The 12,287-nt window shown below is 72.8% G+C and carries 9 protein-coding genes; 1 reads left to right on the plus strand and 8 read right to left on the minus strand.

The genetic code is table 11. The features are described from left to right. Window positions 1-7: 7 nt before the first annotated feature. Together EV383_RS19525 and EV383_RS19530 are read right to left on the minus strand one after the other, a co-directional pair. Window positions 8-412 carry a DUF1707 SHOCT-like domain-containing protein gene (locus EV383_RS19525; RefSeq protein WP_165438406.1) on the minus strand — a complete coding sequence of 135 codons (405 nt, stop codon included), beginning with the start codon at window positions 410-412 and terminating at the stop codon, window positions 8-10. A gap of 75 nt (window positions 413-487) precedes the next feature. Further along, complete coding sequence (locus EV383_RS19530; RefSeq protein ID WP_130291244.1) at window positions 488-1,492, minus strand: LacI family DNA-binding transcriptional regulator; 1,005 nt, start codon at window positions 1,490-1,492, stop codon at window positions 488-490. A 236-nt stretch (window positions 1,493-1,728) separates the two neighbouring features. On the opposite strand from EV383_RS19530, the gene sthA reads away from it, so the two are divergent. Further along, window positions 1,729-3,312, plus strand: a complete 1,584-nt coding sequence (gene sthA / locus EV383_RS19535; protein WP_130291245.1) for a Si-specific NAD(P)(+) transhydrogenase — start codon at window positions 1,729-1,731, stop codon at window positions 3,310-3,312. Window positions 3,313-3,368: 56 nt separating this feature from the next. Here sthA and EV383_RS19540 read toward each other — a convergent pair whose 3' ends face one another. The 6 genes from EV383_RS19540 to EV383_RS19565 all read right to left on the minus strand — a co-directional run bounded on the left by EV383_RS19540 (window position 3,369) and on the right by EV383_RS19565 (window position 12,269). Continuing rightward, window positions 3,369-4,385 (minus strand): M23 family metallopeptidase, encoded by a 1,017-nt coding sequence (locus EV383_RS19540; protein WP_242623208.1) that lies wholly within the window; start codon window positions 4,383-4,385, stop codon window positions 3,369-3,371. Window positions 4,386-4,733: 348 nt separating this feature from the next. Further along, window positions 4,734-8,258 (minus strand): indolepyruvate ferredoxin oxidoreductase family protein, encoded by a 3,525-nt coding sequence (locus tag EV383_RS19545; protein WP_130291247.1) that lies wholly within the window; start codon window positions 8,256-8,258, stop codon window positions 4,734-4,736. Window positions 8,259-8,352: 94 nt separating this feature from the next. Further along, window positions 8,353-9,231, minus strand: coding sequence for an IclR family transcriptional regulator (locus tag EV383_RS19550; protein WP_130291248.1), 879 nt, complete (start codon window positions 9,229-9,231; stop codon window positions 8,353-8,355). A gap of 60 nt (window positions 9,232-9,291) precedes the next feature. Next, a complete protein-coding gene (locus EV383_RS19555) occupies window positions 9,292-10,419 on the minus strand; it encodes a histidine phosphatase family protein (RefSeq protein WP_130291249.1) in 1,128 nt (375 codons plus the stop codon). Next, window positions 10,416-11,345 (minus strand): catechol 2,3-dioxygenase, encoded by a 930-nt coding sequence (locus tag EV383_RS19560; RefSeq protein ID WP_130291250.1) that lies wholly within the window; start codon window positions 11,343-11,345, stop codon window positions 10,416-10,418. Before EV383_RS19560 ends, EV383_RS19555 begins: the two co-directional genes overlap by 4 nt. Before the next feature lie 9 nt (window positions 11,346-11,354). Beyond that, entirely contained in the window at window positions 11,355-12,269 is a 915-nt protein-coding gene (locus EV383_RS19565) for a catechol 2,3-dioxygenase (RefSeq protein ID WP_130291251.1), read from the minus strand. Window positions 12,270-12,287: the final 18 nt, after the last annotated feature.

Consider the following 12,287-nt stretch of genomic DNA (forward strand, 5'->3'; position numbering starts at 1 on the left):
ACGCCCGCTATCGGGTGTCGTCGCGGCGGTCCCGGTGCTCCTCGCGCAGCGCCCGGCGCTCGTCGCGGTCGGCGTGGCGGTCGTCGCGTCCCCCGGTGCCCGCGGCCGCCGTCGGCCCCCCCGTGTCCAGCGCGCTCGGACGCGCTCGGTCGACCCCGGCGGCCGTGCCCGCAACAGGGAGCGGGGCCGCACCGGGCAGGACCGGGTGCCGTGCCAGCAGGTCGGTGAACAGGTCGGTCAGCTCGTGCACGACACCGGCGTTCGCGGCCCGGGCCGAGCGGTCGGCGTACTCCTCCACCCCCAGCCGTCCCTTGTCGAGGTGCTCGTTCAGTGCCCGCGCGGCGGACTCCCGCTCCGCGGTACCGGTCCGGACCCGCCCGCCGCCACCGCACCCCCCTCCGTCATGGGGCAAGCGTGCCACCACCGGACCGGGAGGGGAACGCCGTCGAGGGCTCTGACCAGCACCGAAACCGGACGGAACGGGGCATCAGCCGCGCTGCGAACTCCCCCGCGTCACCAGGTGGGCCTCGAACAGCGTGGAGGCGGCCGGGCCGTCCGGCGCAGCGATCCGGGTCAGGAGCAGGCGCGCGGCCTCGCTCCCGATGTCGTAGGCCGGCTGCGCGACGACGGACAGCGGCGGGTCCACCGCACGGGTCCACGGCGCGTCGTCGAACGCGATCAGCCCGAGGTCGCGCCCGGGTCTGAGACCGCGCTCGTTCATCGCCTCCAGGACACCGATCGCCATCGCGCTGTTCGCGACCAGCAGCGCGTCCGGGCGGTCGGGTCCGTCGAGGAGCACCCGCGTCGTGTCCCGGGCGCCGGCGGGCCGGTAGTCGGCGTGCCACTCGTGCTGCGGTGCCGCCGGACGCCCGGCCGCGGTGAGCGCGTCGCGGTACCCGTCGAGGCGCTCGTCGGCCGTCGCGACGCCGGCCGGCCCGGTGACGCAGCCGATCCGCTCGTAGCCCTGCGCGATCAGGTGCTCGGTGGCCTCCCGGGCCGCGCTGCGGCTGTCGACCAGCACCTCGTCGACGGTGCCGCCGACGTCACCGGGCACCGGCCGGTCCACCGCGACGACCGGGACGCGGCGTTCGCGCAGCATCCGGACGCCGTCCACCGGCCCGGTCGGGGAGATCACGACGCCGGCCATCCGCTCCTGCAGGGCGACCTCGAGGTAGCGGCGTTCCTTGTCCGCACTGTCGTCGGAGTTGCACAGCACGACGGAGTAGCCGGCGGTCTGCGCGGTGTCCTCCATCCCCCGCGCGACGGAGGTGAAGAACGGGTTCTCCACGTCGGAGACGATCAGCGCCAGCACCGTGGTGACCTGTTTGCGCAGGTTGCGAGCCAGGCCGTTGGGCCGGTAGTCCAACTCTCCCGCGGCCGCGAACACGCGCTCGGCCAGGAGCGGGTCGACCGTCGACTTGCCGTTGAAGGCTCGGGAGACGGTTGCCGTGGACACGCCCGCAAGCGCCGCCACGTCGGTGATGGTGGCCATGACCGCCCTCCCTCGGGCCTCGACGGAAGTTCTCGTCGACGGGATGGAAACGATACTGGTACGGGCGGATCTTCCTGCACGAGACCTCCCCCCGTACCGGGAGCGACGGTGATCCGCCGTGACGCGCTGTTCACACGGTCGTGCTTGCCCCGTCCGTCCCCGACGACCACGCTGACGGGCGAGCACACCGGCGGCGGAGACCGGCCGCCGGCGGAACGAGGTCTGCGGGGGCACGGGTGTACGACTACGACCTGGTGGTGATCGGCTCCGGGCCGGGCGGGCAGAAGGCCGCGATCGCGGCGGCCAAGCTCGGCAAGCGGGTGGCGGTGGCCGACCGGGGCCACATGATGGGCGGCGTCTGCGTCAACACCGGCACGATCCCGTCCAAGACCCTGCGGGAGGCCGTCCTCTACCTGACCGGGTTCGCCCAGCGGGAGATGTACGGGGCCAGCTACCGGGTCAAGTCCGAGATCACCATAGGAGACCTGCTGGCGCGCACCCAGCACGTGATCGGCCGTGAGGTCGAGGTGGTGCGCAACCAGCTGATGCGCAACCACGTCGACATCCTGACCGGCACGGCGGTGTTCACCGACCCGCACACGGTCGTCGTCGAGGGCCCCGGCCGCGGCGACCACAACCAGGTCACGGCCGAGAAGTTCGTGATCGCGACCGGCACCCGGCCGGCGCGTCCGCCGGAGGTGGAGTTCGACGGCGAGCACGTCGTCGACTCCGACCAGGTGCTGCAGCTGGGCCGGGTCCCGAACTCGATGGTCGTCGTCGGCGCCGGGGTGATCGGCATCGAGTACGCGTCGATGTTCGCCGCGCTCGGCACGAAGGTCACGGTCGTGGAGAAGCGCCCGGCGATCCTGGACTTCTGCGACCCGGAGGTCGTGGAGTCGCTCAAGTTCCACCTGCGCGACTCGGCGGTGACGTTCCGGTTCTCCGAGGAGGTCTCGTCGGTGCAGGTCACCGACATGGGGACGATCACGAACCTGGCCAGCGGCAAGCGGATCCCGGCCGACATGGTGATGTACTCCGCCGGCCGGCAGGGCCTGACCGAGGACCTGCACCTGGACAAGGCCGGCCTCTCGGCCGACGAGCGCGGGCGGATCGAGGTCGACTCCCACTACCGCTCGTCGGTCGAGCACATCTACGCCGTCGGCGACGTGATCGGCTTCCCGGCGCTGGCCTCGACGAGCATGGACCAGGGCCGCCTCGCGGCCTACCACGCGTTCGACGAGCCGGCCCGTGAGCTGCGTGAGCTGCAGCCGATCGGCATCTACACGATCCCCGAGATCTCGTTCTGCGGGAAGACCGAGGCCGAGCTGACCGAGGCCTCGATCCCGTACGAGATCGGTCTGTCCCGGTACCGGGAGCTCGCCCGCGGCGCGATCATCGGCGACTCCTACGGGATGCTCAAGCTCATCGTCTCCACCGAGGACCGGACGCTGCTCGGCGTGCACGTGTTCGGCACCAACGCGACCGACCTGGTGCACATCGGCCAGGCGATCATGGGTTGTGGCGGGACCGTGGACTACCTCGTCGACACGGTCCTGAACTACCCGACGCTGTCCGAGGCCTACAAGGTCGCCGCGCTCGACGTGAGCAACAAGATCCGGGCGCTGGAGGCCTTCGAGAAGCGGGAGGAGGCGGTCCGGGCGAACCCGTCGAACGCCACGAAGGACGAGGCGAAGGAGTCCGGGGCGACCGGCTCGGTCCCGACCGGCATCGGTTCGAAGGACGCGGAGTCGCCGAGCACGAACGGTGCGTCCAAGGCGGCACCGCGCTCGCGCGGGAAGCAGACCTCGGGCAGCAGCTGAACGCTGTCGTGCGCGGATGCCGCTGTCCGAGCAGCGGCATCCGCGCACGGGCGCCGTCAGGCGCCGTACCGGAAACCGTGCTGGTCGAGCCACGGCTTCGGGTTGACCTTCGTCCCGCCCGGGGTGACGACCTCGATGTGCAGGTGCGGGCCGGTGGACTGGCCACGGTTGCCGACCTCGGCGATCTGCTGCCCGGCGGCGACCTTCTGGCCGACCTTCACCAGCGAGCGGTTGATGTGGCCGTAGACGGTGACGGTGCCGTCGGCGTGGCGGACCCGGACCCACATCCCGAATCCGCTCGCCGGGCCGGAGCTGATCACCGTGCCGGCCAGCGGGACGTTGATCGGGGTACCGATCGGGGCGGCGATGTCCAGTCCCTGGTGGGCGGTCCCCCAGCGGGAGCCGAAACCGGAGGTGACGCGCCCGGACACGATCCGGACGGCCCCGCCCGCGGCCGAGGCCGACGCCTTCTTCCCTGCGGTGCCGGCCGACGCGGAGCCGGTCGACGCGGCCGGCGCAGCCGAGGAGGCCGCGGCCGACGCGGCGGCGGCCTGCTTCGCCCGGACCGACCTGGCCGTCTCGCGGGCCTGCTGCGTCGCCGAGGCCGCGCGGCCGGCGACGTCGCGGACGCCCGCGCCGGTCAGGGCCGTGGCGGCCACGGACCGTGCGGGGACCGCGCCGGCGGACTGTGTGACGGCGGGCGTCGTGCTCAGCGCGGCGATGGTCGCGGCGTCGGCGATCGGCGCGTCGTCGGCGGGCTCGCGCGGGGCGGGGACGGCCACGTCGGCGGAGCCGGAGCCGGTGGTGAACCAGCCGGAGACCTCGTCGGTGTCGGGCAGCAGCGTGCCCTGCGTGGAGAGGTGGGCGGTGCCGGCGATACCGGCGACGGCGAGGACCGCCGCCGTGACGCGACCGGCCGGGGTGCCGAGCAGGGAGGTCGACGACCGGGAGTGCCGGACGTAGGGACCACCGGTACGGAAGCCGCCGGCTCCCCCGGCTCCTGCCACCGCGAACTGCGGTGACAGGAGCCCGAGGCTCGCGTGACGGCTCTGGGGGGAGCGATGCCGTGCCACGATCTTCCTTCCGGAGCACGCGCTGGCCGGACCCGTGGGGAGCGGGGGACTCGATCGGGGGTCGAGCCGCGTCCGTTTCGTGACCAGTTCGTGATCTGGAAGCCACGTTAACCCGACACGCCTGGGGGTTGAACACGATCGGGTGGATTCGGAGACCACCGGAGGGCTTCCGGCGACGAGTGGATCCGGGCGCACCGGAGGGCGCGCCATTCGCCGTTCATCGCGTGTTCGGAGTCTCCGGCGAGCCCCCGTACCCCCGTCGACCTGCGACGTCGACGAACGGCAGGGGCGGGCGAGCGGCCCGACGCGCGTGACCGGGCCGATCTGCCGTGACGGTGGGCGAGCGGCTCAGCGCCGGAGGTGACCCGACTCGTCGACACCCAGCTGCGCCAGCCGTTCGCGGTAGCGCACGATGCCCGCCGCCTTGACGTCCTCGTAACCGCGGACCTCCTCGGCGGCCCGGGCCGCGGCGGCCGCGGTGTCGTAGGCCCCGTCGTCGTAGGCCCCGTCGTCGTGGCCGGGGGCGTCACGCAGCTCGCGCGCCAGGGTGAGCACCATCCGCCGGTACTGCTCGCGCAGCTCCCGCTCGGTGCGGCGGACCTCGGTCCGGCCGAACGGGTCCAGTGGCGTCCCACGCAGCACCTTGCCGCGGGCCAGCGTGCGCAGCACCGGGCGCATCCACGGCCCGAACGCGATCTTCTTCGTCCGGCCCATCGAGCGCAGCACGGGCGGGTGCAGCCGGTAGCGCATCCGGGTCCCGCCGGGCACCTCGGCGCGCAGACGATCCTCGAACGCCGGATCGGTGAGCAGCCGGGCGACCTCGTACTCGTCCTTGTAGGCGGTGAGCTTGAACAGCCCGGACGCCACGGCCTCGGACAGCTCGGTGCGGTCGGTCAGCGCGCGCTCGGCGTCCCACACCGCGCGGACGTCGTCGACGTAGCGACGGGCGGTGCGGGCGTCCTGGAACGCGGCCAGGTCGGCGGCCCGGCGGCGCACCATGCGCGCGACCTCGCCGTCGAGGTCCCCGAGGTCGACCCCGGGCGGCAGGACCGGCGCGACGGAGGTGGCCTGCGGTGCGGCGGTGGCCGCCGCGAACGCGGCCGGGTCGGCGACCGCGACCCTCCCCCACCGGAACGCCGCGGTGTTGGCCGCGACCGCGACGCCGTTGAGCTCGATGGCCCACTCCACGGCCGAGGCCGACAGCGGCAGCACCCCGGACTGGTACGCGGCGCCGACGAGCATCAGGTTCGCCGGCATCGTGTCGCCGAACAGCCGCAACGCCGCCGCCGCGGCGTCCATCGTGACGACGGCGGACGTCGACGACGCGATCCGCTCCAGCAGCGAGTCGGTGCCGGGGGCGGACACCGTCGCGTCGCGCACCATCGACCCGGTCGGCACCGCGCTCGTCGAGACGACGGCGGTGGTCGCCTCGGGCGAGGAGTGGGCAAGGTAGCGGGAGTCGGCGCCGACGAGCACGTCGAAGGCCAGGTAGCAACCGACCTGCCCGACCCGGTTGGCCGGGCCGAGCTCGGCGTCGGAGGCGGCGACGCGCAGGTGCGACACGACCGGGCCGGCCTTCTGCGACAGGCCCGTCTGGTCGACGCCGTGCACGGCGCGCCCGTCGCGGATCGCGGCCGTGCCGAGCACCTGGTTCACGGTGACGATCCCGGTGCCGCCGATCCCGGCCAGGAACACGTCCCCGGCCACCGGGTGCTCGACGTCGGGGACCGCGGGCGGGTCGGGGCGCTGCGGCGGCGCGGAGGCGGGACGCCCGGCGGGCGCCTGCACCGTCACGAACGACGGGCAGTCGCCGTCGAGGCAGGAGTAGTCGGTGTTGCACGAGGACTGGTCGATCCGGGTCTTGCGGCCGAACTCGGTGTCCACCGGCTGCACGGACAGGCAGTTGGACTTCGCGCCGCAGTCCCCGCAGCCCTCGCAGACCGCCTCGTTGATCACGACGCGGGTGGGGCGGACCGGGATCTCGCCGCGCTTGCGCAGCCGCCGCGACTCCGCCGCGCAGCGCTGGTCGTAGACGAGCACGGTGACGCCCGGGGTCGCCGCCAGCCGCGCCTGCGCCTCGTCGAGACGGTCGCGGTGCCACAGGTCCACCCCGCGCGGCAGCCGGTCGAGAGCCCTGTACCGCTCCGGCTCGTCGGCGCAGACGATGATCTTGGCGATGCCCTCGGCCAGCAGCTTGGCCGCCATCGCGGGGACCTCGAGCCCGCCCTCGGCGTCCTGCCCGCCGGTCATCGCGACGGCCCGGTTGTAGAGCAGCTTGTAGGTGATGTTCACCCCGGCCGCGACGCAGGACTGCACGGCGAGCTGCCCGGAGTGGGCGAACGTGCCGTCGCCCATGTTCTGGAACATGTGGGTGGCGCCGGTGAACGGGGCCTGCCCGATCCACTGCGCGCCCTCGCCGCCCATCTGCGTGATCGAGGTGACCAGCGACTCCGGCCGCCCGGTCAGCGCGACCATCGCGTGGCAGCCGATCCCGCCGCCGGCCACCGAGCCCTCCGGGACGACGGTGGAGCGGTTGTGCGGGCAGCCCGAGCAGAAGTAGGGGGTGCGGGCCACCGGCAACAGCTCCAGCGCGGGCGGGGTCCGCCTCTCCGAGGCGAGCTCGACGCGCCCGCGCAGCACCCGGCGCAACGGCCCGGCCAGCGCCCCGGCCGTCAGCTCCCCCGCCGTCGGGACGAGCGGTCGTCCGTCGGCGTCGGCCGAGCCGATCACCGCGGGGGCGTCGGCGAGGCCGTAGAGCGCGTCCCGGATCCCGGTCTCGACGAACGGAGTCTTCTCCTCGACCACCAGCACCGTCTCGCAGCCGGCCGCGAACTCACGCACCAGGTCCTTCTGGATCGGCGAGATCATGCCCAGGCGCAGCAGCGCGATCCCGGCCGCCGACAGCTCGTCGTCACCCAGCCCGAGGTCGCGCAGCGCCTGACGGACGTCGGTGAACGCCTTCCCACCGGCCACGATGCCCAGCCACGCCCCGGGTGCCTCCACCTCGACGGTGTTGATCGGGTTCGCGGCCAGGAACGCGTGCAGCATCGCGGTGCGTGGACCGTAGAGCGCCTCCTCGGCCCGCAGCGACGCCGGCGGCGCGAGCATCGGGACCTGCTCGCGGACCCAGGGCCGCCCGTCCCACTCGATCTCCGGCACCGTGACGTGGACGTCCCCGGCGTCGGCGGGCAGCGACCCGACGCCGTCCGCGACGTCGGCGGTGATCTTCATGCCGACCCACATGCCGGACGCGCGGGACAGCTCGACGCCGTAGCGGCCGAGCCGGACGATCTCGGCGGCACTGCCCGGGTAGAGCACCGGCAGGCCGTAGCCGTACAGCGTCCGCTCGGAGATGCAGGGGATCGTCGAGGACTTGCAGCTCGGGTCGTCCCCGGCCAGGACGATGACGCCGCCCTTCGGGTGGGCGCCGCAGATGTTGCCGTGCCGCATCGGGTCCCCGGCCCGGTCCACCCCGGGCGCCTTGCCGTACCAGACCCCCACCGCGCCGTCGACGGTCCGCGGGTGCCCGGGGACCTCGACCTGGCTGCCCCACACCGCCGTCGCGGCCAGCTCCTCGTTGACGCCGGGCACGAACTCCAGCCCGGCGGAGGAGCGCAGCTCCGGTGCCGCGGCGAGGGTCTTGTCCAGCCCGCCGAGCGGGCTGCCCTGGTAGCCGGAGACGAACGACGCCGTCCGCAGACCGGCGGCGGCGTCGGCGGCGTGCTGCTCGACCAGCATCCGCGCGATCGCCTGCACGCCGGTGAGCAGCACCGGACCGGCGTGGGGGCGGTAGCGGTCACCGAGGTCGAAGTCGACCGGTGCGGTGGCACCGGGGTCGGCGCCGGGTGCGGTGGTGCGGTCGTCGATCGTCATGGAGGAGGCACTCCCCTGGCGTCTCGGCCGCCGTCGCGACCGGTGGTGGTGCCGCCGTCGCGGCCGTCCGGGGTACAGCTGTCGGGCTGGTGGGTCAGGGCTGCCGGCTGCGTTCCAGGGTGGCCGAGACCGACGCCGCGGCACGGCGCACGGCCTGCACGACCGCGACCTTGCGCGGACCCAGCACCCGCGGCGTCGGGCCGACGACGGAGATCGCCGCGACCGCGACCCGCTGCTCGCCGCGGGTGAGCACCACCGGTGCGGCGATCGAGGACATCCCCATCGTGTGCTCGTCGCGGGAGGCGGCGTAGCCGTCGGCACGGACCTGGCGCAGCACCTGGGCGTAGCGGCCCGGGTCGACGATCGTGAACGGCGTCCGCCGCTCGAACCCGCGCTCGGCGATCGCCCGCGCCATCTGCGGGTTCACCGCGGCCATCGCCTTGCCCGCGCTGGACGAGTGACCGGCGCCGCGTCGGTACATCTCGGTGTGGAACATCGTGCCCGCCCCGGTGGACTCGAGACGGTCGACGTAGAGCACGTCCGCCCCGACCGGGACGGCGAGCTGCGCGGTTTCACGCAGCACCTCGCGCAGGTCGCCGAGCACCGGCAGCGCCACGTCGCGCAGCATCAGCCGGTCCACGGCCATCTGGCCCATCTCGAACATCCGCAGGCCGAGGCGGTAGCGCCCGGACCGGCTGCGTTCGAGCATCCCGCCCGACGCCAGCGCGGCCAGCATCCGGCAGGCGGTGCTCTTCGCGACGCCGAGCCGTTGCGCGACCCGGGTCGGACCCAGCTCGGGCTCGGAGGCGAAGCAGTCCAGCACCGCCATCGCGATCGAGACCGACCGCAGCGTCCCGTCACCGCCGCCCGAGTCCTCCTCGTCGGGAGCCGGCTGCGGGACCAGCGCGGGCAGCTCCACATCCAGGCGTGCGGGATCCAGAACCTCCGCGTCGACGTCGCCGGTGAGGGTCATCGTGGACCTCGTCCCTGTCGTCGGCTCCGCCGTTGGAGCCGTGCCGATACCGCTCGCCGCTCAGGACTCCCACTGCGGGAACTCGTCCGGTGGAGGCACGAGCACTTCGGTCACCCGGTTGCGGTAGGACACGAACGCGGTGCGACGGTCCTCCCGCAGCTTCACCCGGATCTCCTCGGTGTTCAAGGGTTCACCCGGGTCGTAGCCGTGCGCCCAGGTCGCGAACGCGCGCATCGGGCCGGAGTGGGTGGCCGCGACGATCCGGTGACGGCCGGTGGCGAGCTCGTCGTCACCGATCTCGGAGACGAGCCGGTGGAAGCCCCGCCAGAACCGGCGCACGCACAGCGCGGGCGGCTCGAAGTACATCATCGGGATGGTCAGCCACTCCTGGATCGGGTCCGACCCGCCCAGCTGCGTCCGGTAGAACCGATCGATCTCGACGAGCCAGCGCGGCCGGTCCCCGACCGCCATCCGTTCCAGCTTCTCCATCGTGGACTGGTACTGGCGGAAGGCGGAGGTGACGTCGCGCAGCCCGTCCGGGGTCCAGACGCCGAAGTTGCGCAGCTCCGGGATCGGTTCGGGGTCGGTGATGTGCGCGTCGACGCCCCACAGCGCCATGCCGTCGGTCGCGCCGCGGTAGACCTGGTGCGCGGTCTGGCGGGCGCGGTTGGTGTCCGCGCAGACCAGCCGGACCCGGTCACCGGGGTTCCAGCGCCGTGCCAGCTCGTGCCCGCGGCGGTGCGCCTGCCAGCCGCCCATCGGCGTCAGGCCGGCGTCGGTGGAGTAGCCCTGGGTGATGCCGTGGCGCAGGATCGAGATCTCGCAGACGATCTTCTCGCTCGCCTTGCGGCTGGTCGGCGCCGCGACCTCCTTGCCCCGGCTCGCCTCGGCCAGGGCCGGGGTGAACTCCGCGCCGTCGAACTCGACGCGCGGCTGCGCCGGCACCGCCGCCCCGCGCTGACGGAAGCGGCGCAGGTAGAGCGGGGTGGACGCGTCGTCGACGGGCGGAGCTCCGGCAGGCGGGACGTCGGCCGTCTCCAACGCCCCCGCGTCGACGTCGGCGGCGAACCGGCCCGCCGGCGGCGCGCCGGCATCCTCGCGGTTCTTGCGGTCCCGGTACGTCGCCAGGTAGTTCGGCGCCTCGTACCGGTCGATGCGGCGGGCGTCCGGCCTCTCGGTGGTGCTCACGAGTGCACCGTGAAGAAGCGCTCGTTGACCTGGCGGTGGTAGTAGAAGATCGCCCGGCCCATCTCCTCCTCGGTCCAGGTGATCGGCTCGAAGTCCGGGTCCACCCAGTAGCCGCCGGTGAACAGCTCGTTGCGGTTGCCGACGGGATCGAAGAAGTAGGTCGTGTAGCCGCGGGTCACGCCGTGCCGCGTGGGCGCCACGTCGATCGTGACGCCGTGGTAGGCGAGGGTGTCCGCGGCGTCGCGGATGCCGTTCCAGTCGTCCATCCAGAACGCGAAGTGGTGCAGCGCGCCGTTCGGGCCGGTGATCACCGCGATGTCGTGCGGGGTGTGCGAGTGCTCCAGGAACGTCGCGAGCTGGTGGCCGTCGTTGGCCAGGATCTGCTCGGTGAGCCGGAATTCCAGCATCTCGGTGAAGAACCGCGTGAACGCCTCGACGTCCTCGGCCATCACGAACACGTGGTCCAGGCGCGGCGGCGCGATCCCGACCAGGTCCTGCGGCCGCGGCGGCGGGTTGGTCATCGGCAGCATGTTCCCGACGCGCTCGGTGCCGTGGGTCAGCTCGACGAGGTGCCCGGACGGCGAGTCGAACCGGATCGCCTCGCCCCAGCCCGGGCCCAGCTCGCGGGCGGCGTAGCGCTTCACCGCGACGCCGGCGGCCTCGAGCTTCTGCTGGAAGTAGTTCACGTCGGAGGCGTCGGTGAGCTTGAACGACATGTGGTCGAGTCCGTGCGTGGGCGCCTCGCGCAGGATCAGCGAGTGGTGCTCGCGCTCGTCCCAGCACTTGAGGAACACGCGCTCGACGCCGTCACGGGTGTCGCGGTCGGTCTCGATCAGGCCGAGGACCTCGGTGTAGTAGGCGGTGCACAGCTCGAGGTCGGGGACGCGGATCTCGACGTGCTGGAGCCGAAGGATGCGATCAGACATGGCAGACCCTCACGTGTGCATGCGCAGGAAGCGCTGGCTGACGACGTTCTCGTAGTAGAAGAGGCCCTTGCCGAAGTTGTCCTCGGTCCAGGTGATGATCTCGGTGTCGGGGTCCACCCAGTAGCCGCCGGTGAACACCTCGTTCCGGATGCCCAGCGGGTCGAAGAAGTAGATGGTGTTGCCGCGGGTGACGCCGTGCCGCGTCGGGCCCTGGTCGATCTGGACGCCGTTGTAGGCGAGCGTGTCGGCCGCCTTGCGGATGTGGTCCCAGTCGTCGAGCCAGTAGGCCCAGTGGTGCAGGGCGCCGTTCGGGCCGTTGACGATCGCGATGTCGTGCGGCGAGTTCGTGCGCCCGGCGAGCCAGACGCCGAGCTGGTGGCCGTTGCCGTCGAGCACCTGCTCGGTCATCCGCATCCCCAGGACCTCCTGGAAGAACGACGCGGACTCCGCGACCTCCTCGGCGTTGACCAGCATGTGGTCCATCCGCGGCGGGGCGATGCCGGGCAGGTCCGGCGGCGGCGTCGGGCGCGGGTTGTGCTTGCCCAGGATGTTGCCGGTCTTCTCGATGTCCCAGACCAGCTCCATGATCTGGCCCGAGGGCACCTCGAACCGGATCGACTCGCCCTGCCCGACGGCCTCGCCGCGGGAGACGCGGGTGGTCGGGCAGCCGTAGGCCTCGACCTTGCGCTCGAACTCGTGCAGGTCGTCCTCGGCCTCGACCCGGAACGTGAACGAGTCCATCCCCGCCCGCGGGTGGTAGCGCATCCGCAGGGAGTGGTGGTCCTCCTCGTCCCAGCACTTGAAGTACACCGTGTCGGCGGAGCGCTGCACGGTCTGCAGGCCCATCACCTCGGAGTAGTAGGCGGCGGCGAGATCGAGATCCGGCGTCCGGACGTCGATGTGCGCGAGTCGGAGAATGCCCACGTCAGATACCTGCTCCCG

The organism is Pseudonocardia sediminis (assembly GCF_004217185.1).
GTDB lineage: Bacteria > Actinomycetota > Actinomycetes > Mycobacteriales > Pseudonocardiaceae > Pseudonocardia > Pseudonocardia sediminis.

What these genes read in the sequence shown, in the direction of transcription:
- EV383_RS19530 (WP_130291244.1), bottom strand. Translation starts at nt 1,492, where the DNA reads ATGGCCACCATCACCGACGTGGCGGCGCTTGCGGGCGTGTCCACGGCA.
- EV383_RS19545 (WP_130291247.1), bottom strand. Translation starts at nt 8,258, where the DNA reads ATGACGATCGACGACCGCACCACCGCACCCGGCGCCGACCCCGGTGCC.
- EV383_RS19550 (WP_130291248.1), bottom strand. Translation starts at nt 9,231, where the DNA reads ATGACCCTCACCGGCGACGTCGACGCGGAGGTTCTGGATCCCGCACGC.
- EV383_RS19560 (WP_130291250.1), bottom strand. Translation starts at nt 11,345, where the DNA reads ATGTCTGATCGCATCCTTCGGCTCCAGCACGTCGAGATCCGCGTCCCC.